Source organism: Chryseobacterium sp. G0162 (genome assembly GCF_003815715.1).
Classification (GTDB): domain Bacteria; phylum Bacteroidota; class Bacteroidia; order Flavobacteriales; family Weeksellaceae; genus Chryseobacterium.
Genome location: NZ_CP033922.1, coordinates 3,685,099 through 3,706,449, shown reverse-complemented (window position 1 = coordinate 3,706,449; position 21,351 = coordinate 3,685,099). Strand labels below are relative to the sequence as shown.

Genomic DNA, 21,351 nt, shown 5'->3' with positions numbered 1-21,351 from the left:
AAATTGATGTGTATCCATTAAAAAGGAGGGCTTCTTTTTCCACATTCTTTCCTCTTTTAAACAATGTAATATTAATATAAATAATTGCAATTTTATTTTTCTAATATAACACACATACGATAAATCAACAAGTTATATTTTAATAATAAAGATATATTACAAATAACATCAATAACTATATACCTGAAAATATCAATGATAAAAATTACTATATTTCGGACTGCTTTTCTTTTTTCAATTTTTACATCAATATTAATTGCCGGACTTCCTGCACTTATTTTCTCCCAATTGCTGTAAAAAGTTCTTTCAAAAACAGTTCTAAATAATGTTGCACTAAAACCAAAATCACCTGTAAATCCACTCATAACCTGTACGGAAACGTAAAAATCTTCTTTATCAATTCAAATAGAATAATCATTTAAATCAACTCTCCTGGTTGTTTATTTTTAATGTTTTATTTTGAGTTACCAATTAATAGTTTTGAATTGGTTGACTTATTGATGAATATCAAATAATCAAAAGAATTAGCAACATTTGTTTTTTTGAATTCATTTTTATCTGTCCCCGATCCCGTTTTGCGAAATAGAATATCTTTCAATACCCAATGGCCAAGTTTGTTGTCATCCTTTCTAATTGCTTTTAAATCCAAAATAAAAATTGGAATGTCGAGTGAATTAAGCTTATATTCTAATGTTCCCGGTCTTGCTTTTTCTGAGTTATAAGTACCTAGTTTGCCATCAATACTTGCAGAATAAGTACCTTCATAAAAGGCAAATCCAAAATTCACAAAATCTTTATTGTACATTTCATTTATCCAATACCCCATTCTATCTGATTTTAACTTGGCAATATGATAATTATGAGCCGAGACAATTACTTTAGAATTCTGATAGTTTTCTTTCATCCATTTAACATTCTCCGCCATAAATTGGTCCCTCTTAATAAAACTGAGTTCAATATATTGCCTGATAATATCTACATTTTGCAGGAAGCGCGATTTCTCTTCTGGATTTTTTATTGAGATAGATTTTTGTTTTATTAAAAACAGATACTCAGATATAGTGTTTTGACCTTTTTTAGAATAAGTTCTAAAGCCTCTATTGTTTTCTTTTAAAGCTTTTTCAAGGTCATTAATCTCTTGTTCAGACCAGTGATTTTCCTGATATATTTTTCTTATCTGATCTATCGCTCCTTTTGCATACTGCATATCAAAACCATCAAAAAATACTTTTGAATCAAGATTTTCATTATATTTTTTTAACCATTCAACAAAATTTAAAGTTTCTTCGGTTTGCCACAGCCAAAAATACATCCCTTTTAGAATATCTTTTGGATTCCCTTTTCCTTCCTGAATATATTGATTCATTAAAAAGCTTTCAGGCATATTGGCTTCGAGCGAAAAGACATTGAAATTTTTATGAGCTATCAAATATTTGCTTATCCTATATTTCATTTGATACACTTCACTCGAACCGTGAGTAGATTCTCCTAATCCTACTATTGTAGAATTTCCAATTAATTTGTTTAAGATCAGCAAATCATTATTGTCGCTTTCTTCCGGATTAAAAGTGTTTATTGGATATATAAACTTTGAAATATATTCTTTTTCTTCAGAATTTAAATCATTTTTTGATTGTGCTCTGATCGCTATAAAAAATATAATCAAAATAAAAGATAATTTCAATTTCATTTGCAACTATAATTAATATGATTTATTGTTTGGAATACAAATGTATATAACTTTTTGACGATATCAATTTATATACATTCTTAAGTTTACCATTATGCTGATACAAATAACTCATCAAAAACACAAAAAAAATAAAATCAGCAAATATCAAAAAACAAAACCGTCTTAGATAGTTATCTAAGACGGTTTTTCTATATTTTATTAACTGTTATTAATCAGTAATTATTTCACTTCTTCAAAAATAACATATACTGAAAGTCAAATAGTTAGAATTTTATGGTACAAATAAGGTGCTGATAATAGACCATTAACATACTCTTCTGTTCAGTAAAAATTAGTGTTCAGTGACAATGAACGTGTGGATCTATTGAACATCACTCACTTCTGGCAACTATTGATTATTCAATTTCTTCATTATCTCTTTCATTGTTTCAATTAAAATCGCAAAACTTGGACTTTCACCTACAATCATGTTACTTTGCATAATCTTATAATCATTTTCCCAGTCGCCAATAACTTTTTCAGGTGGAATAATATTGACAAATCCTTTTTTGTGATTTTCATAATTAATCCATTTGGAACGATTCATCCTCTCTCTAAAAACAACAATCTTCTCAAAAAGTTCATCATCATCCAAAGCGTTTCTACCATATCCTGTATGATAAAGCTGGTACAAGTCGAACAAATGACGACTCATTCTTCCACTTCTGATTCGGTCTTCAGGTTTTGAAAACTCTTCGTGTAGCAAAAGAATTTTCTCCAAAAAAGTTTTTGTTGGTACTGTAACCAAAACTTCAAATTGTGGCAATGAAAAAGGGGCATCTTTATAATAATTTTCAATAAATGATTGAACTTCTCTTTTTTCAGAAGGCTCTGTCATTGCTCTTGCTCCCATTTCAATTAGTACTTTTTGCTGCACATAACTTTCTTGTGGAATCACACTTTTGTAAACCAGCTCCAAATGATTTGGGTCGCTAAGATCGTCAACAATTTCAGAATATTTGATTTCATATTCATTCTCAGAAATCCCTAATTCTCCCAATTGTTTAACCAATTCGTCTCTAAATTCGGAGATTACAAATTTTCCTGCGGTCTTCCGAAGTTTCTTCATTTGCGTTTTGGTTTCTGGATCTTCTGCAAATCCTAATAAATTTTTATCAATAATTAAATCGACATCCTCCGAAAACCGTTCGATAATTTGATAAGCTTTGCTTAAAGAAGTTCCACCTTTGAAAATAATTTGGTCTTTATATTTTGATTGAAAAACAGCGCGTAATACCACACAAACCCACCAATCTTTCTCTATCGCAAAAGGCGCATAACCTGTTGATAGGGCGAGTTGGTTTAAGGTTTCAATTCTTTGTTCTTTAGTAAGCTGCTGATGCCACATTTTTATGAAAGGTATCTGTTTTTTATTCTTTTTTGAATCCAAACTGGTGCATATTTCAATTGAGACATTAATACTTTTTCGTCTATTTTCTTAATATAGACTGTGAGTTTTTCCTCAAAATCTTCTGAAATATTTTTCTCGCCGGTTATTTTATATGTTTGAATGATGAGCTGAAGCAATTCATCCTTAACCGCTAAATTTCTTGGGGCAGTTTTCTTAAATTTAATGATGCTTTTTCTTATTTTAATTTCTCTTTGCGCACCATCTGTAAGATAAACTGCGTGTAGCGGAATTTGGGTAGAAAGTCCCAACAAATACATTGCCATCGCTCCCGTAGGCGCAATTCTGGCTTTATCTCTTTTCGCAATTTCCTTTGCAATTTCCTCAATGCTTGGATAGACCGTTCCTAAAAGCTCATCTTTCTTAGGCACCAAATAAATTCCGTGAGCCAACCGAACCAAAACTCCCTGCTCTTCCAACCGCCTTAGAACCTGCCGAATATTCTCAGCTGAGCCAAATTTCAAAAAATCTTCTGCGAAAAATATTTTCCCCTTAGATGATTTCTTAATCTTATTTTCTATATGATTATGAGTGGTTTGCACAGTTTTTATGAATTAAAATTGTCACAAATTTAGTAAATATTTGTGACAAAATATGGCTTATAAATCTTTAATCATAATACATTAGCGCAACACCTCGTCTTTTGGCAAATTCCTGCAGTTTGATTATTCAAAACAAACCTTATTTATTCAAATGCTTAGCAATAGCGGTGTTTAGCAAATGTTCTTTTTTCCGAAGCTGTTTAGAAAAAATTTTGCTATCGAAAATTTTTTCACACCTTTTAATATAGCTAAAATAGTTTGATTTATTTTTATTTACAGATGGTTTAACGATCATTGAAAACTCATTTCTTTCATTTTCCACAAGAAATGTTCTATTCCGAAAAGTCTGTTTAATTTCTCCATTTTCCCCATCTAAATCCCGTAGCGGTTTTTTGTATAATTTTTTAATTTGATTTTTAAACACTGCTTTTTGAATATTCGGGTTTTTGTTTCTTTTTGCTCGATTAGATCTTCGTCGAACGATAGAAATTAGTCTTCTATAAAATTTAGCAATATTTGTTGATTTTACACAAGTATTGTATCCTCGGAATTCAAATCCAAGGTATATTAAAGGTGCGTCTTTCCTTTCATTACCTTCAACCTGCTTAAAGGAAGTTAGTCTACTTTTTTGTTCTTGATTGTATATTGATTTTCTAAAAATGAAAGATTCGGTTTTTGAAGAACTAATTTTTAGATTACTTTGTTTAATAAGATTTTCAATATAATTCTTTATTTCTCCTAGATCATCTACATTTGCTACTATAATAATATCATCTGAATATCTTCTATAAAATCCACCCTTATCTTTTACGACAGTATCAATAATATGTTTATCAAAATCCAACAAATATAAATTTGCGAGTACGGCACTTATCGGTAATCCTTGAGGAATACCTGCTTGTATTTTTTCTTCACCAATCTGTCTATAGAAAGAATTTTTATAGATTCTTAACTTACCTTGTTTAATAGTATCTCGAAAATCTGCGTTTGACTCAAAAAAACTTTTAAAACCTTTTTCTCTTCTAATTTTTGCTAATTTCTTTTCATTAAAACCAGATCTTTTACCACTTTTTTGCACCCTAATTCGCAAATCATCTCTTAAAACATAACTGAACTTTGTACATGATTTGAATACATTTTTATGGTCTGGAGGTAATTGTTCCTCATTCAACAGATCACTCCACTTTTTCTCTAATAATTGATGGTCTAAGCTAGAAAAAAAACTTTCTATATCGAAAGTTAGCACGCCAACTTCCTCTTGGTCGCCGCTACGATTTTTAATTTCATCAAAAACGTCTTTAGCAAAATGAATTGTACTCTTCCCCTTTCCTGTATCTTCTAAAATAATTTTCCTGTAAGCATTGACACAACCATCAAGTTCCAGGTCTTTTTTTAATTCCGTTTCATACAATTCATTTAGTATTGAGGCGTAATATCCATAAATTAAAGCGTCAAAATGTGTAGCATAATGAAGAGGTCTTTTTTTTGCTGTTTTTTCAAATTTGAAATCATTGAGTTTGAAATTATGCGTCCTCTCTTTTTCATTTAAATGTTTTTCCGAATTTACTTTTTTATATTTCCTTTCTTTAATGATCGAATGGATTAAAGGATAAAAAGCATATTTCTGTATGAAAGAAGGATCTTGGATTTTCTTTTGATAACTTTTCCAATTTTCATTGATGCGTAAACTCGGGGACAAATGCAAATATCCCTTCGTTTTCATCCAATTTGGTTTGTCTGTATTATTTCTCATAAAAACCCCGTAGAAAGTTCTAGCAATAATGATTATTAAATTTACATACCTCCGAAGAGCAGACTAGTACCCATTGACTGAGTCATTGTAATGTTCGTAAACTAGGCGAAGATTTAACTTCAACTGCAAATTATTATCTAATGAAAACAATTATTACAATCCTATTAGCTATCTTTACAGGTGGATGCTCCTTGGTTGGAGATTACCTGCTTGATAAACTTTAATCCTGCAAAAGCAGTAAGACCGAAGTCCTGTAGTCCTGACTAGATGTAAAAAATCAACTTCCTACGAGTACATCAAATATAGGAAAATAAAAAACTAAATAACTACTATGAGTAACTTTCAAATTGGTGATCTTATTTCTTTAAAAAACCACCCTTATTCTTTAAATCAAAAGACGAAAATTGGAGCAAATGCTTTAATGACCCCACCACTTATGGTAGTTACTGAAATATTAAAGCAAAATAAATTCAATCCAGATTCTGAGAATGAAGAAAAACTTTTAGGACAAGTTTTGGGCACTTTCTATAACTCTAAAAATTGTAATTACGAAAAATTTTGGTTTAATATTGACGAAATAATTCCTATTACTAGTGCAGAAAAAGAGAATATAGAAGAGGACATTGCGGGTAAAAAAACAGTTCCAACCGAATTAACTACTGTAAAAAAAGAATATAAAGGAAAACAAGTGATTTTAAGTACTGCTGATGCAGAATTGGGGAAAAAGAAAATCAGTTGGAGTGAAGAAGGTGATAAAGAAAAATTTCGTACTGAGTCCTATATGGATTTCTTACCGCCAGTAATGACCGTAATTGACGTTGTTGAAAATTCTAAATTTTTAAAAGATAGAAGAGATCCAAAAGATGGTACTTTGAAAAAAGATTCTTGCAAATTCTTATTAAAATGCAAATGGTTTAACCCTTCTAAACAATCATTTTCCGAGGATTTTATCCCTTTTAACATTGTAGAGGAAGTTATCTTTGATCAAGAAAAAATTGATATTATACAATTGGGTATGAGTGGAAGTAAATTATTTAAAATTCCAAAAATCACTCCATTTGAAGGACATCCTAAAAGTCAAATTAATAATACGTTAGTTGAAATCATCAACATAATTCTTTTAAATCATAAAGTACGAATCGTATATTCTGACTATTTTTCAAAAAAAGTGAAATCAGCTTATTTACAAGATTTCGATTTTGAATCCACGAAGTTTCAAATTACAGATTTAGCTAAAAATAAATTTCCAGATTATTCGTCGAGCGTCTTTAATGATATAAAAAAATTATCTTGGGAGCAAGATAAGTTTTATGAAATCAACTATACCGACAGAAAAGGAAGATTTACACAAAGAATAATAACCAATTGCTCTACTAGCACATTTGAAAACGAAGATGAAATTGAAGAAACTTTTATCATTGCAAATTGCTTATTAAGAAAAGGAGACATTCGTCATTTTCGTTTAAAAAACATTATTGAACGATCGACTTTAACTAAAGATTTCGAAAACTTAATAATGTAACTTTAAACTAAAAAGTTTAATTCACAAGTAAATTAATTTCTTGTAAATACATTTTTTTATATGAAGAAGAAACTCTGAATGAACTTTCGAAAAGGGGAATTTCTTCAGTTTCTTCTTTTACTTTGAAATCTTCTTGAGTATGCTGATCTTTTTCTGTGAAATTTAAGTTTCCGGGATAAATGAAATATGCAGAAATCACGTCATCATTCTCGATTCCTAACTCTTTATAAACACTATTTAATCTGGTATAGCCAGCCAATTGTCGTGCATCCTCCATCGTAGGATTTCCGTTTGAATAACGTGGTTTGTACTTCGCATCTACAACAGCTTTTATTCCACATTTTGTATCTAGAATAAAATCTGGTTCTTGTTTATTGAATTTTTTATGATATTGCACTTCTCCATCCAAAGAGTATCTGTCACGAAGTTTTCCAAATACAAACAATTCAAATAACTTACTCATATCTATCCAAAATGGAGGATGCAATGTTTTTGCTTTGCTGGAGTTTTTAGAAATATTGTAGTCATTTAACGCCAAAATTTGATTTCCTAATTGAATTGCACGATTATAGTTTTTATAAAATGGATTACTCTCTTTAAAATCTAGTTTCCTGAAAGTTTTATCGCTTACCTGATGGAAACCACCATTGCAGTATCTTTGAATTTCAACTAAGTTTTTATAAATGTCTGAATTTTTCGAATAATCTTCCAAATGGATTGAAACACGAGATAAAACAAATTTCAAAAATTGGTTTAATTCAATATCAAAGCCAAATTCCTGAAATTTACAAATTGTTTTTGTATAACGATTTTTAAGTATATTTTGTTTGATTTGTTGTCCTACCAATACTTTTCCTTTAACTCTATTGTTTAAATTTTCAACTTTTTCGTAATATGATTTTTTCAAACCCTTCTTTACTAAATCTTTTACAACAGATAAAAATTGGGCAATTAAAAAAGGTGTTAAAAGTGGTTGTAAGTGATTGTCAATTTCAATCCAATCTTCATTAAATTTAGTAGAAATTAATCCATCTAAATGTTCAAAGTTTTCTGGTTCTTTCAATGATTCCAAAAGCATTTGAACATAATTTACTTGTTTTTCTTCATTATTAATTTTTGGTTCGACATAGATGTTTGCACCTAAATTTGGAAATCTATCTAAACCAATATAATATGACGAAGAAATGCTACAGAAGTATTTGTTTTCCTCAGAATTTCTATTTAGTGAAATGGAAACACAGTTTTTTTCTTTATCATTTTCAAAATTGATTTTATCTTCTAAAGTTGATAAAGCAAAATAGTTTTCCCAATTTTCAATTTTTTGAAAAATAGAAATATGATCATTATGATAATATTCAAAATGTTCTGAAATTCTTAACATTCTAATGTATGATTAAAGAGAATTAATTATACTTCTTGCCGATTCTTTCAAAATACCATCTTTTATATATTCTTCTAGGATTGGTTTTATTTCGTATTTAATTCTAAAAATAAAATCAACAGGTTTTTCTTTAATATCTTCACCTTTTTCACTTTTTTCATAGTGTTGAATAAAATAAGAATGTCCCAACCAAACATCTTTAGGATCGAAATCTCCAGTCATATATTCTGACTTTTTCATCACCACATTCTCATCCGAATAATCGATAGATGAATCATAATTTTCAATAAATAATGAAGCAACTTTAGCAAAAACATCATCTTTAAAATCATCTTTTAATTCTGATTTTAAATTTTTTGGTAATATATCTACGAAAGCAAAACGTCTTCTGATAGCGTAGTCAATATGACCGACACTTCTGTCTGCGGTGTTCATCGTTCCGATAATACAGAGATTTGGAGGGAGGATCAATTTGTTTGAATTTCCAACTTTGTACATAGATTCTACGTTTTCGCCACGGTATTCTAAAGCATAAATGAGTTCTCCTAAAACAGATGAAAGATTAGCTCGGTTGATTTCATCGATTATTAGGACGTAGTTTTTCCGAGTTTCTGAATAAGTTTCCCCATTATAAGAATAATTTTCAAAGAATTTTTTCAGTAAAGCATTGTAATAAGTATAACGATAATGTGCGTGAACAGAAAGTTCTTTTGGAATCTTTTGTAATGAAATCACTAATTGATTTTCCAGAACTGCTTTTATTAATATTTTGAAATCCGAAAAATTAATTCTAGAAGGTGAAGCCCAATCTTTACCATATCTAAAATTATCAACCTCTACTTTAAACAAATTAATATTTCCAGATAAGTTAATTTCGCTTTCTTCTACATCTTTTTCTATTTCATTTTTAAAATCTTCAAATTTTTCATCAATCCAAATATCTAAATTATTTACAATGGAGTTTTGAGAGCTGATACGATAATTTTTCAATGCTTCTTCTGCAAATAAGCCTAAAGTTTTATTCACATTTTTATATTCAATTTTATCTCCTTTAGACTCCGCTACAATTCCTCGTACAAAATCTTCATAGGTGTAACTTGGGTGGAATTGAATAAGTTTGAATTGTTCGTTGTCTTGTAATTCATTCACATTATTAAGACCCAACATTCCTAATGCTATGTTTTTTGCTAATCTGGTTTTTCCTGTTCCGGGTGGACCTTGGAGGATGATTTGTTTTTTGTATTGAAGTAAGGTATTTATATTTTCCATTTTCTGTATCTCATTTATTCTGGCATTCGAAATATATTCCTGAATAGGAGTTAAATTATCCTGTGTTGGATAGGAATATGATTTGTAAATTTTAAACTGATTAATTGGAATTGGACCAACTTTATAAAACTTATCAATCAAGAAAGTAATTTTTGCAACTTTATTATCGTCCTGCAGTTGGTCATATTTCGGACAATTTTCCTGATTTGTATAATTTTGCTTCCAATTCGCTTTCTCATACTCTTTTTCATTTTCAACAAAATCAATTACTTCTGCAATATAATTAACATTGTAATACGACGTGTAGAATAGCTTAAAATGTCCATTCTCATCAATGCATTCTCGTAACAACTTCAACGTTTTATTAGTTCCAGATGGTCTTTTTGAATTCCAAAACACATCGTATGAATCTTTCATTTGGTGGTTAGAAAGCCAACCTGTACTATCTGATGCCATAATACCAACTAAACTTTCCTTCCATTCTTTTTCTAAAAAGTATGCAATTCTTGTTATAAGATGTGTCTTATTTTTTAAATTGCTTACATCAATTCTAAATTCGTCAAAATATTCTAAAAAACTGTCTTTAAACGTAGTGTTTTTATAAGCTTTAAAAAAAAGATTCTCCGAAATTTGTTGTCTATGATTCTCACTCAACATTGTGAAATTATCTAGAGGATTCAGCATATAGTTAATCGCATTTTTAACAGATCCATCAGGAATATCTTCTCCAAACTTATAAGAGATTAATTGCTCAACCCAATTATTCATTCTAACAAATGCAAATGCTAAAACTCTATTATCATCATACTGATTCAACTCCTTTTTTCTATGTGCATTTGAATCACAATACGACACAATTGTCAGCAACAGCTTCCCAAACTCTGAGAGTTCTGCTGTATCATCAAAAAGTAATTTAAGTTCAGAATATTTTTTTTTATTTAAACGAAGAAAATTTTCAGTTTCTGCATTTACCTCAAATACCAAAAAATCTTGTAAAGCGTCAGTAGCTTTCTGAAAGTAAAATTCATTTGATCTAATAATATCTTGAGCCCAATTTGAAGTGAGCATTTCTGCAACTTTGCTTCGTAATGAATCCTCCATATTTTTCATAGATTATTAAGTTCCACAAAAATACGTTTTTGAATTTAAAAAAAATACGGGAATCCATAGTGGCTTGATTTTAATCGGATAAATGATAATTTAGAGCAGATGGCAAAAACGCTTTATGATTATTGGTTTGTGCAATTTGATTTTCCAAATGCTAACGGAAAGCCTTATAAATCAAATGGTGGAAAGATGGTTTGGAATGAGGTTGTGAAAAGAGAAATTCCGATTAGCTGGGAAGTACGAAAAATTTCACAGATTGCAAAAACGGGTTCTGGTGGAACACCTAAATCTACAGAAAAAGACTATTATGAAAATGGTGATATTCCATGGGTAAATAGTGGTGAGCTAAATAATTCTTTCATTATTTCTACTAATAATTTTATCACTGAAGTAGGAATGAAAAATTCAAGCGCAAAATTATTTCCAAGAAATACAATTTTAATGGCAATGTATGGAGCAACAGCAGGAAAGACAAGTATAATTTCATTTGAAGCAACAACTAATCAAGCGATTTGTGCCGTAATGCCACTAGAAAAAGAAATGTTTCATTATACAAAATTCGTTTTAGATGATATGTACAGATATCTAATCAATTTAAGTACAGGATCAGCACGAGATAATTTATCGCAAGACAAAATTCGAGAATTAAACATTATAGTTCCTAATAATTTTGTTTTAAATCAGCATTCCAAAATGACAATTAAATATTTTGACAAAATAAGAAACAATCTGCAACAAAACCAACAACTTAGCTCTTTACGTGACTGGCTTTTACCTATGCTGATGAATGGACAGGTAAAAGTGGAATGATTTTGTAAAATAAATTATCATTTAGTTTAGTAAAAGATGAACTTTAGCTATTTTTGTTTTTCATTCCTTTGCGGATTTTTAAATTTTAAATAAAGTATAGCAATGAAGGAATTAGTGAAACTAGAGATTATGAATGCAATGAATGCCACTTTAAACTTTCAACAGATGACGATGTTAGAAAAGGTAATTCACCAGAGTTTTCATAATGTAGAAATAACCAATCAAAACAAAGAAAATCAACACTTTATAGATAACAACGAATCGATTCTCAATCTATTTATTTCTTCCAAAAAAGTAGAAGGATGTTCGGAGAAATCTCTAAAATATTATTTTTCAACAATAGATACGCTTTTCAAAAAATTAAGTAAAAAAGTGACCGAAATTTCCACTAACGATCTACGAATTTACCTTTCTGATTATCAAGAAACGAAGAATTCCAGCAAGGTTACTATCGATAATATTCGGAGGATATTTTCAAGCTTTTTCTCATTTCTTGAAGATGAAGATTATATATTAAAAAGTCCGGTAAGACGAATTCATAAAGTTAAAACAGGAAAGATTATCAAAGAAGTTCTCAGTGATGAAGAAATAGAAGTTTTGAGAGATAATTGCAAGGAAATTAGGGATTTAACCCTTATCGAAATTCTCTGCTCGACAGGAATAAGAGTTGGGGAGCTCGTAAAAATCAACCGAAAAGATATTGATTTCCACGAGCGATCGTGTATTGTAACAGGAAAAGGAAATAAGGAACGTGAAGTTTATTTTGATGCCCGAACCAAAATTCACTTAAAGCACTATCTTGAAACCCGAACCGATGATAACGAGGCTTTATTTGTTTCTTTATCTAAACCGCATCAGCGACTGTCGATTGGTGGCATAGAAAATATTCTGCGTAAACTGGGTCAAAAAACACAAATCAACAAAGTTCATCCGCATAAATTTAGAAGAACATTGGCTACAATGGCTATTGATAAAGGAATGCCGATTGAACAAGTACAAAAATTATTAGGTCACGTAAAAATTGATACGACTTTGCATTATGCAATGGTGAATCAATCGAATGTGAAAATTGCACATCGAAAATTTATAAGTTAATGGTGAAAGAATATTTTCTAAGAGATTTAGTTAAGATAAAAAATGGAAAAGACCATAAAACCGTTTCAAATGGAACGATTCCGATTTATGGAAGTGGTGGAATTATGCGTTATGGTAATCAATTTTTATATGATAAACCAAGTATTTTGCTCCCAAGAAAAGGAACTTTAGATAACATCCAATTTTCGAAAATTCCCTTTTGGACAGTTGACACCATTTATTACACTGAAATAAATGAGGATGTAGCAGAACCGTATCTTCTTTATAACTATCTGAAAATATTAAATTTAGAAAATCTAAATACCGGAACTGGTGTACCGAGTATGACATTTGACAGTTACTATAATTTAAAAATACTGTTGCCAAATCTCAATGTTCAAAAGAAAATTGCCAACATCCTAATGGATATTGACAATAAAATTGAATTAAACAATAAACTAAATGATAATTTAGAGCAGATGGCAAAGACGCTATATGACTATTGGTTTGTACAGTTTGATTTCCCAAATGAAAACGGAAAGCCTTATAAATCAAGCGGTGGCAAGATGGTTTATAATGAACTTTTGAAAAGGGAAATCCCGATTGATTGGGAGGTTAAAAAATTAGGCAAGGTTCTTTTAACTTATTTGGGAGGAACGCCTTCTACAGAAAACAAAGATTACTGGAATGGAGATATTCCGTGGATGAATTCTGGAGAGGTTGCGAATTTTCCATTACTCTCAACAGAGCAAAAAATAACAAAAGAAGCTATCACAAATTCATCAACTAGATTTTTACCTAAAGGAAGTGTTATATTATCAATAACTAGACATTTACGTGTGAACATTTTATGTATTGATGCTTGTATTAATCAGTCTATTGCAGGAATTAAGGAAAATGAGAAATTCAAAAATTCTTATATTTATTTTTCTATATTAAATGACATAGAAAGATTAATGACTTTGAGAACCGGTGCACAGCAACCTCACATTAACAAACAAATTGTAGATAATTCCAATTTTGTTTTACCCGTAAATCAAGTTTTAAGTAGATATTATACAGTTGCCAAACCTATTATTGAAAAAATAATCAATAATAGCATTCAAAACCAGGAACTTAGTAATTTACGCGATTGGCTTTTGCCAATGCTGATGAACGGGCAAGTAAAAGTGGAGTGATTTTGTAAAATAAATTATCATTTAGCTTATTATTTAGCTCAATTTTTTCATCTAAGATAGAAAGTACTTTTGCTATTTCTTGTTGCACATTCAAGCTTTCTGGTAAATGAATATCTAAATTGTTTAAATCTGATATAAAGAAGCATTTTTGTACAGCTCCTTTTGATAAATCGTTGATTCTTTTACGTACAAATTTTGTGTTTAAATAGTAATACAGATATTCATTATTTAAAAGTTTTAGGTTAGGCTTTATAATCCCTACACTTCTTTGAAAATCATAATTCACAAAATCTTTAATAATTGCAGATTTTCCCAGTATTCCGACTGTTGAAATAACGATATCTCCTTTTGACAACTTTGTTCGTTTATTAATTTTTTCGAAAGATTCTTTTGATATTATCCTATCTTTATTATCTATTTTAATATTTCCGCTTACAATATTTTTGTTACTTAACAAATAATATTCTCCATTAGGATCATCAATAACAGATCCGTGTTCACCGTCCGTAATATGAAGTGATAAATTTTTCAATTTAAAACTTTCCATACCTCAACTTTTTCAAATTTTCCTGTATCTTCTTCTCCAGCTCTGCACTTTCTGCAAACATTGCTGTCAAATTGTTTTCAAAAGCAGTCATCTTATTTTGAAATTCTTCTGCAGTGATTTCCACATACTCAATTTTTACTTCAAAATATTGTCCTGCACTAAAACTGTAATTCTTTTCTTTAATTTGTTCTGCGGAGATAACCACCGAGAAATCTTCTTCCTGCAGCTTTTGATTCATTGCGTTGATGATTCGCTCCTCCTCTTCTCTTGTTAAAACTGTTCTTTGGTTTTTTCCTTCTTTTATCGTTTTTCCCAATTTAGAAGAATCTACCAAAACTATATGTTCATTGTCGGCTTCTTTGTCAATGAAAATTACAGACACGTTGGTTCCGGTACTTGCAAAAATATTACTTGGCATACTTACCACACCTCGCAACCAACCTCGATTGATTAACGCTTCCCGTATACTCTTTTCGATTCCGCTTTGCGCCGTAATAAATCCGGTAGGAACAACAATCGCGGCTTTCCCAGTCGCACTTAAGCTGTGCATAATATGCTGAATGAAAAGCAAATAAATCGACATCGAATCTTTTTTTGCTTTCGGAACATTGGGAATTCCTGCAAAAAATCTTTCCTTGAAACTATCCTTATCCAAATCGTTTCTAAAATCTGAAAAATCTAATTTGAAAGGCGGATTGGAAACAATGTAATCAAACTTTTCTTTTAAATAGGAAGGTTCAGAAATCGTATTTCCTTTAATAATATTTGGGATAGAATGCGAAAGATTGTTAAGAATCAAATTCAACCTCAACATATTACTCGACTTTTGAGAAATATCTTCGGAATAAATCGAACAGTTTTTTTCTCCAATTGCGTGAGCAATATTCATCAAAAGTGTTCCAGAACCCGCACTCGGGTCATACACTTTCACATTTGTTACAGCATCTTTTACCAAAATAGCTGCCATAATTCTGGCAACTGCGTGAGGTGTATAATATTCGGCATATTTTCCGCCACTGTCGCTGTTGTAATCTTTGATCAAATATTCGAAAATGGTCGCAAAGAAATCATATTTTTCTTGGAACATTTTCTCAAAACTGAAATTCACTAATTTATTAACCAACGCTCTTGCAAAAGCATCTCTTTGGGAAGAATCTGTAATGAATTGGCTGAGATCATCAAACATCTTATCTTTTACACCACTTGCGGTTTTAATCGAATATAGATTGGAATTATCAAGACTGATATTCCGCAATGTTCCATCAAAATAAGTTTCTGCAAAGTTAGCTTTGGTAGAGTTGTTGAAAAGATAAGAAATCAAATGTTCAGGTTGAAGCTTAGGAGCTTTGTTCCCGATTCGCGCGATTAAAAATTTTCTTTCCTCGTCTGACAGTGTTTCGTATGCTTTCTGAAAATCTTTGGCTTCAGCTAGGGATTCATTAATTTTCTTTGCTTCATAACTGAACTTATCGTTCATATATTTATAAAGGAATGTTTGTGAAATAATTTTAAATTCGTTTCCGTCGTTTCCTAAACCATAATTGGCACAAACACTTTTAAGGTCATCAATAAGTTTTTTTGTGTTCGATATAAATTCTAAATCTGTCATTAGTTGATATAAGATTGTTGTCTGTATTCGTTTACAACCAACTGGTTAATATTTTGGGTCGTTTCGAAGTCAAGTTTCATTTTTTTGTTGTCTATAAATTTTTGTATAATGATGCTCAATACTTCATCACTAAAATAATCATTCCCATCTTTCAGGATATTGGTATTGCTTAGAACGAGAAGATCAACCATTATTTTGGTATCCATCAATGCTTCGTGGATTTGGGTTTCCTGAGCAGAAATACTTCCTTTTTCCATTATTCTTTTGTGGATTCTGGTAAATTTGTCGTCGTTGTTATATTTTGAATTGATATTGGAGTTTTTATTATTAAGCTCATTTACTCGAGCATAAACAGATTTTAGCAACGTAATATTGCTTCTCATATCTTCTTGTGAAACTTCGTCTAGGTTTTTATTTTTAAAAATCCTTTCTAGTTCTTCTCTTAATGTTATAAATTCAGGATCTTTCTGGTCAATGTTTCTTTGTAATTCCTCTCTGGTCTTGCGAAGGTCATTTCTAAGTTGATCTGCGATAATCATTTCTTCTTCAGAAACTTTTACGAATTGAAAATAGATGTCTTCCAGAGCTACATTCAGCAGATTATTGTTCTCGTCTTCATTGTCAAGGTTTTCTACAAAATTAATACTTGCCAACCTGTCTTGTACAACTTTCAGAAGTTGATTTAATTTAAAGAAATCTATTCCGTTTAATAAATCATCATCACCTTGTAACCGAATGATGTTTCTTAATTCTTTTGCAGAACTGAGAATATTAATAATATCCTGTAATCTTTTTTTATCTGAAATCTGAATGATTTGGTCAGAAAAATTCTCAGCATTCCTGGTATCGTATTGAAAAAGAAATTCTTTTATTCTTGATTTGTCTTCTTGTATTTCTTCCCGTGTTTTAAAGAGATTGCTGTAATTCTGCATTTCATCTCCCAACTCACTTTGTAATTCCTGAAAATAATTATCGTTGGTAATTTTGAATTCTTTAGAAATATCCGCAAAATCGACTACATATCCGAATTTATAGTTTTTATAAGGTCGATTGACACGAGTCAGAGTTTGCAGTAAATTTTGATGCTTGACCACTCTCGCCAAATATAATTTCTTTAATCTTTTCGCATCAAAACCAGTTAACAGCATATTGTAAACAAAAAGAATATCAATATCTCCTGCCTTAAAAGACTTTACATCTTTTTTCCTATACTCTTTATCATTGATGTCGTGCAGAATCAACGAGGCTTTCAAAGAATCATTGTTGCCATATTTCGCTTTTTCTTCTGCTACACTCAGATAATCTTGAGTTTGTGTTCCGTATATTTTTTCAAATTCTGCAAAGAGTGCTTTTGCCTGATCAGAACTATCGCAAACCACCATTGCTCCTAGCGAATCATCTTGGTGGGTTTTTCTGAATGCTTTTAAATCTGTCAGAATATATTCTAACATTGGTTCTGCAAATTTTGGATGTGCAAAAATATCACTTTTGCTAATCGTTCCTTTTTTCAAAATCTCATCCATAATATCCTGCATCTGTAACTTATACTGCGTATTGATACCTTCTCGTATCAATCGCAAAGTATAACCATCTGCAATAGATTTGTTGTAATAATATTTATGAATGTAATCGCCGAAAATTGCTTTAGAATCGTAATCTTTGGCAACCTCTTTCAAAAGCGGAGTTCCTGTTAAAGCAATTTTTATAGCATTTTCATCTGATTTTAAAAGATTTATAAGGTAATTTCCTTTCGGATTATAACTTCGGTGTGCTTCATCAATAAAATAGATTCGTTGGATATTAAGGTCGTAATCCAACACTTTTTCAACCGTACTTTCTTCCGTGAATTTCTGGATATTAATTACAGAAATCTCTGGTTCGCCTGTGCTATTTTGTAATGCACTTATGGTTTTTATATCTTTTAAAAATTCAATTCTGGAGTTTACTCTTTTTACAATTAATCCTCTCATTCCAAATTCAGATGCTGCCTGATTGGCTAAATCTAATCGGTCGACCACAAAATAAAACTTAGGAATAATATTTTTCTTCTGATAATAATCAGTCAGAAATTTCACATTGTAGTATGCTAAAGCCGTTTTACCACTTCCTTGCGTATGCCAAATAATTCCTTTTTTAATAGATTTATCTAAACTTGCTTTAATTGCCTTAGTCGCAAATATCTGGGGATAACGCATAATGTGTTTCTGAATCACATTCACACCATCAATTTCTTCTTCTACATAAGCCAAACCAAATTGTAAAATAAAAGCCAATCTATCTTTAGAAAGAAGTGAGGTTAAAATTCTATTGGTCGGTTTGTTGTAATCTTTATTCGTCAGAAACTCATCTGTATTTTTAATTGCAACAATATTATTATCTTTTAAGATTGAGTTTTCCAAATCCTCATTCTCAGGTTTTAATAAATGGGTAAGATTAAGATTTTCTTCTTCTCTAAAATAATTAAAATGTAAATTTCCATTAGCAGAAGTAGCATAAAAAGCGCCATAAACAGGGTCAATAACGCCATCTTCATATTCCATATTATTGGAAAAAATCATTAATTGCGTAATGTTCGTAAATGTTTTAAAAGCTGCATTGGTAAAGCGTCTGTTGATACGATTTCTTTCATCAATTACGCCTTGTTTATTATTAGGTTTTTTAACTTCAATAAAAACCAACGGCATTCCATTAATTAAAACAGTAATATCCGGACGAAATTCTTCTTCTCCATTTTTATAAGTCAATTCTGTAGTAATATGAAAAGAATTATTCTCGAAATCATCAAAATCAATAAGTTTTATTCCTGAAGTATTAGTCAATTGCTTAAAAAAGTCTCTGCCTAAATCGTCATTTTTTAATTTAAAACTGACATCTTCTAAAAGTTTAGTTACCTCTCCCGAAGAAAGTTCCGGATTTATATTTGAAATGCTTTCTTTAAAAATATCAGAAAATATATTGTTTTCTTCCAACCGAAATTGCTTTGACCTTGAGATATAAGTATAGCCTAGTCTTGCCAAATGCAATAAAGCTGGTATTTTAACTCGTGAGTCTTCGTTGAATTTCATAGTAAATCTTAGGTTTCTGTAAATATAACAAAATCAAATAAAGGAAACTAAAGGAAAACCGTAAAAGAACTAAAATCGAAAAGCTCCTACCATCAATTCCTGCTCTCCTCTCGAAATCCCGATTTCAGTTGCAATATCTTTCCAGTTACTGACTGCATCTTGAATTTTGACAATGATAGCATCCATTTCAGAATCATTTAATCGGAAATAAATACCTACACTTTTGGCTAATTTGAGATCCAAAGAATTATCGTCCATATCAATATTTAAAGACAATCCATCTTTCTCAACAGAAGGATTTAAATCATAAGCCGGAGATAAAATCCAGCCGTTTTCGGTTAAAATAAAACCGTGATTCCGAAGATGGTCGTCAGTATTGGAAATACAAATGTTGAAAACAATTCTTCGCCATAGTTGATGAAGATTTTCGTTGACATTTGCGCCATTATTCATTACAAATTCGGCTATATCGAGATAACTTGCAGTGTGAAATCTCAAATTTTCTTCACTATTTCCCGTCATCGTCATTGCTGAAGCAAAGTGAATCCTACTCTCGCCTTCTCTATCGAATCTTTTCGTGAAAAAAGTATGGTATTTTCCTGTGATTTTTTCAATTTTACATTCAGTCATTTCTATACCACTTTTCAACGCTAATTGGTACGCTAAAAATTCCCAAGCTCCTTTGTCGATGGTATCATTTTTAGAAGGAAATTTTGCAATCCACAAATCTCCGTTTTCATCTACAATATTGGCTTTTGGTCTTGCTCCACCCAACGAAGAACCTGGAGCCATAAGAATCGCCAACCATTTTTTGACATCGACATTCTCATCATCTTCCAAATTTTTCGCAGCGGCTTGAAGCTCTCGAATAGACGACCAAGGCGGTGTAGAATGTTCGTGATCATCATCAAGAAACTCGCCATCAAAAGAAGTTTTGAACCTCAAAGCGCCCATTCTGGTTTTGTCGTAAACGCCCAAAAGATAATTAATATCATAAAGTGTTTGCTGCTTTTCAGCGTTTTCTCTGGCTTGTTGTGCGGCTTTTCTTTTCATTAAAGTTCGTCCCCAAGTATCGGGCATACTGTCTAAAAAAACGCCAAAATTTTCTTTATTATTAGGAAATTGCGCACCCGAAAAAAACTGAATATCTGGATCAATTAATCTTTGTGATTCCGTTTTAATCCAATTTTTATCGTATTCAAAACCAAACGCTTTTTTTCCTTTTCCGTAATGTGCGGAAAGAATTCCCATCATTTTTGGTTCTAGCATTCCTTTCCAATGTGCAAAAACGTAGATGTCAAATTTTCCTTGTTTCATAATATTAGCCGTTTATTTCAGCAATTCCAAATCCTGTAATTTTCTACCGAACTCGTCATCTGCAGCTAATTTCAGGAAATCATTTTGCAATCCTAAAACTCTTAAGACATTAAAATATGCACCCATCGAAACACTAGAATCGCCTTTTTCAATCAAATATAATGTTGAACGAGCAATTCCAGCTCTTTCCGCAACTTGTACTGCAGTGAGTTTTCTTCGCTTCCTCGCGAGTTTTATGTTTTCTCCCATTTGTTCTAATAATTGATTGAATTTGGGAAGGATTATTTGTTGTTTCATTCTATTAATGATTGTTATTTCATACAAATATAATTATTTTGAATGAAATAACGAACATTTAAAAAATAAAGAATGATTATTTTGATTTCAAACTCGCTTCAAACCCATCCTTAAATCTCAAAAAATCTTCCCCTTTTTTAGGATTATTCTTAATCCAAAGCTGCATAATTTCAGTATTTTCACTCAATATTTTTATCTCCTTTTCATCATAGATTTTTTTTCCTTCACCAGCAATTTCATTTAGAATATCTTGGCGCAGTTCGCTTTTTGCTTTGATGCTTTCTTTGTACCATTTGGTTGCGAAATTGATGGAAATTATCAGCAATAAAACCGAAAAAACAGTAACTCCAATTCCACTCCAGATAAATTTTTCTAGTCTTTTAACTTTGTTTTCAAAATTATCATAAAAATCAATGGTTTCTTGCGAAAGAACTGTTTCTATTTTGGTGGGAATATTGGCAAGAAATTCAGTTCTTTTCACTTGCTCCAATTCATACAATTTCTCGACATCATCATACTTTGCACTTACATCACGCAAACCAGTCTGGATATGTTTTGACGAATTGATAAAGTCTTCCACAACAAATTCAACTTTTACAAATTGTTCGATATTTGCTTCGTTTGAAGCAATATTTTTCTCGTTAGATTTTATCACGTTTTCCAGCAATTCCATTCCGTTGCTTTTCGTTCCGTCGTTTTGTTTTTGATTTTCCATTTTTTTTGATTTATTTTTTTAATTA

General features: G+C 30.8%; 17 protein-coding genes. 4 read left to right on the top strand and 13 right to left on the bottom strand.

Going from position 1 to position 21,351, the window contains the following annotated elements; translation table 11 throughout:
* Positions 1 to 92: 92 nt before the first annotated feature.
* The 5 genes from EG344_RS16750 to EG344_RS16730 all read right to left on the bottom strand — a co-directional run bounded on the left by EG344_RS16750 (position 93) and on the right by EG344_RS16730 (position 5,435).
* Positions 93 to 365 (bottom strand): hypothetical protein, encoded by a 273-nt coding sequence (locus EG344_RS16750; protein WP_123910541.1) that lies wholly within the window; start codon positions 363 to 365, stop codon positions 93 to 95.
* An 89-nt stretch (positions 366 to 454) separates the two neighbouring features.
* Complete coding sequence (locus EG344_RS16745) at positions 455 to 1,690, bottom strand: erythromycin esterase family protein (protein WP_123910540.1); 1,236 nt, start codon at positions 1,688 to 1,690, stop codon at positions 455 to 457.
* A gap of 391 nt (positions 1,691 to 2,081) precedes the next feature.
* Positions 2,082 to 3,080 (bottom strand): nucleotidyl transferase AbiEii/AbiGii toxin family protein, encoded by a 999-nt coding sequence (locus EG344_RS16740; protein WP_123910539.1) that lies wholly within the window; start codon positions 3,078 to 3,080, stop codon positions 2,082 to 2,084.
* Positions 3,081 to 3,082: 2 nt separating this feature from the next.
* Complete coding sequence (locus tag EG344_RS16735) at positions 3,083 to 3,682, bottom strand: DUF6088 family protein (RefSeq protein ID WP_123910538.1); 600 nt, start codon at positions 3,680 to 3,682, stop codon at positions 3,083 to 3,085.
* Positions 3,683 to 3,821: 139 nt separating this feature from the next.
* A complete protein-coding gene (locus EG344_RS16730; protein WP_123910537.1) occupies positions 3,822 to 5,435 on the bottom strand; it encodes a reverse transcriptase domain-containing protein in 1,614 nt (537 codons plus the stop codon).
* Positions 5,436 to 5,766: 331 nt separating this feature from the next.
* Here EG344_RS16730 and EG344_RS16725 point away from each other — a divergent pair, with 331 nt between their 5' ends.
* Positions 5,767 to 6,957, top strand: a complete 1,191-nt coding sequence (locus EG344_RS16725) for a hypothetical protein (RefSeq protein WP_123910536.1) — start codon at positions 5,767 to 5,769, stop codon at positions 6,955 to 6,957.
* A 16-nt stretch (positions 6,958 to 6,973) separates the two neighbouring features.
* Here the strand turns inward: EG344_RS16725 and EG344_RS16720 are convergent, their stop codons facing one another.
* Positions 6,974 to 8,338 carry a 5-methylcytosine restriction system specificity protein McrC gene (locus EG344_RS16720; protein WP_123910535.1) on the bottom strand — a complete coding sequence of 455 codons (1,365 nt, stop codon included), beginning with the start codon at positions 8,336 to 8,338 and terminating at the stop codon, positions 6,974 to 6,976.
* Between the two features lie 12 nt (positions 8,339 to 8,350).
* Positions 8,351 to 10,708, bottom strand: a complete 2,358-nt coding sequence (locus EG344_RS24290) for an AAA family ATPase (RefSeq protein WP_228412753.1) — start codon at positions 10,706 to 10,708, stop codon at positions 8,351 to 8,353.
* Positions 10,709 to 10,816: 108 nt separating this feature from the next.
* Between EG344_RS24290 and EG344_RS16710 the strand changes: the two genes are divergently transcribed.
* From EG344_RS16710 to EG344_RS16700, 3 genes are all read left to right on the top strand, one after another.
* Entirely contained in the window at positions 10,817 to 11,524 is a 708-nt protein-coding gene (locus EG344_RS16710) for a restriction endonuclease subunit S (RefSeq protein WP_123910533.1), read from the top strand.
* A gap of 102 nt (positions 11,525 to 11,626) precedes the next feature.
* The gene (xerA, locus tag EG344_RS16705; protein ID WP_123910532.1) at positions 11,627 to 12,619 is read left to right on the top strand and encodes a site-specific tyrosine recombinase/integron integrase; all 993 of its coding nucleotides are present in this window, start codon (positions 11,627 to 11,629) and stop codon (positions 12,617 to 12,619) included.
* Positions 12,619 to 13,776, top strand: coding sequence for a restriction endonuclease subunit S (locus EG344_RS16700; RefSeq protein ID WP_123910531.1), 1,158 nt, complete (start codon positions 12,619 to 12,621; stop codon positions 13,774 to 13,776). The genes xerA and EG344_RS16700 overlap by 1 nt, the downstream gene beginning before the upstream one ends.
* Here EG344_RS16700 and EG344_RS16695 read toward each other — a convergent pair.
* The 6 genes from EG344_RS16695 to EG344_RS16670 form a co-directional block, all read right to left on the bottom strand.
* Positions 13,715 to 14,323 carry a restriction endonuclease subunit S gene (locus EG344_RS16695; protein ID WP_123910530.1) on the bottom strand — a complete coding sequence of 203 codons (609 nt, stop codon included), beginning with the start codon at positions 14,321 to 14,323 and terminating at the stop codon, positions 13,715 to 13,717. The genes EG344_RS16700 and EG344_RS16695 overlap by 62 nt on opposite strands.
* The gene (locus tag EG344_RS16690) at positions 14,310 to 15,932 is read right to left on the bottom strand and encodes a class I SAM-dependent DNA methyltransferase (protein ID WP_123910529.1); all 1,623 of its coding nucleotides are present in this window, start codon (positions 15,930 to 15,932) and stop codon (positions 14,310 to 14,312) included. The genes EG344_RS16695 and EG344_RS16690 overlap by 14 nt, the downstream gene beginning before the upstream one ends.
* A complete protein-coding gene (locus EG344_RS16685) occupies positions 15,932 to 18,997 on the bottom strand; it encodes a type I restriction endonuclease subunit R (RefSeq protein WP_123910528.1) in 3,066 nt (1,021 codons plus the stop codon). Before EG344_RS16685 ends, EG344_RS16690 begins: the two co-directional genes overlap by 1 nt.
* A 69-nt stretch (positions 18,998 to 19,066) precedes the next feature.
* Positions 19,067 to 20,314, bottom strand: coding sequence for a type II toxin-antitoxin system HipA family toxin (locus tag EG344_RS16680; protein WP_123910527.1), 1,248 nt, complete (start codon positions 20,312 to 20,314; stop codon positions 19,067 to 19,069).
* A 12-nt stretch (positions 20,315 to 20,326) separates the two neighbouring features.
* Positions 20,327 to 20,611 carry a helix-turn-helix domain-containing protein gene (locus EG344_RS16675; protein ID WP_123910526.1) on the bottom strand — a complete coding sequence of 95 codons (285 nt, stop codon included), beginning with the start codon at positions 20,609 to 20,611 and terminating at the stop codon, positions 20,327 to 20,329.
* A gap of 76 nt (positions 20,612 to 20,687) precedes the next feature.
* Entirely contained in the window at positions 20,688 to 21,326 is a 639-nt protein-coding gene (locus EG344_RS16670) for a hypothetical protein (protein ID WP_123910525.1), read from the bottom strand.
* Between the last annotated feature and the right edge of the window lie 25 nt (positions 21,327 to 21,351).

Bases quoted from the DNA above. Each gene is read 5' to 3' on its own strand.
- EG344_RS16725 (WP_123910536.1), top strand. From the start codon at position 5,767: ATGAGTAACTTTCAAATTGGTGATCTTATTTCTTTAAAAAACCACCCT.
- EG344_RS16750 (WP_123910541.1), bottom strand. From the start codon at position 365: ATGAGTGGATTTACAGGTGATTTTGGTTTTAGTGCAACATTATTTAGA.
- EG344_RS24290 (WP_228412753.1), bottom strand. From the start codon at position 10,708: ATGGAGGATTCATTACGAAGCAAAGTTGCAGAAATGCTCACTTCAAAT.
- EG344_RS16680 (WP_123910527.1), bottom strand. From the start codon at position 20,314: ATGAAACAAGGAAAATTTGACATCTACGTTTTTGCACATTGGAAAGGA.
- EG344_RS16690 (WP_123910529.1), bottom strand. From the start codon at position 15,932: ATGACAGATTTAGAATTTATATCGAACACAAAAAAACTTATTGATGAC.
- EG344_RS16685 (WP_123910528.1), bottom strand. From the start codon at position 18,997: ATGAAATTCAACGAAGACTCACGAGTTAAAATACCAGCTTTATTGCAT.
- EG344_RS16695 (WP_123910530.1), bottom strand. From the start codon at position 14,323: ATGGAAAGTTTTAAATTGAAAAATTTATCACTTCATATTACGGACGGT.
- EG344_RS16730 (WP_123910537.1), bottom strand. From the start codon at position 5,435: ATGAGAAATAATACAGACAAACCAAATTGGATGAAAACGAAGGGATAT.
- EG344_RS16675 (WP_123910526.1), bottom strand. From the start codon at position 20,611: ATGAAACAACAAATAATCCTTCCCAAATTCAATCAATTATTAGAACAA.
- EG344_RS16700 (WP_123910531.1), top strand. From the start codon at position 12,619: ATGGTGAAAGAATATTTTCTAAGAGATTTAGTTAAGATAAAAAATGGA.
- EG344_RS16670 (WP_123910525.1), bottom strand. From the start codon at position 21,326: ATGGAAAATCAAAAACAAAACGACGGAACGAAAAGCAACGGAATGGAA.
- EG344_RS16720 (WP_123910535.1), bottom strand. From the start codon at position 8,338: ATGTTAAGAATTTCAGAACATTTTGAATATTATCATAATGATCATATT.
- EG344_RS16710 (WP_123910533.1), top strand. From the start codon at position 10,817: ATGGCAAAAACGCTTTATGATTATTGGTTTGTGCAATTTGATTTTCCA.
- EG344_RS16740 (WP_123910539.1), bottom strand. From the start codon at position 3,080: ATGTGGCATCAGCAGCTTACTAAAGAACAAAGAATTGAAACCTTAAAC.
- xerA (WP_123910532.1), top strand. From the start codon at position 11,627: ATGAAGGAATTAGTGAAACTAGAGATTATGAATGCAATGAATGCCACT.
- EG344_RS16745 (WP_123910540.1), bottom strand. From the start codon at position 1,690: ATGAAATTGAAATTATCTTTTATTTTGATTATATTTTTTATAGCGATC.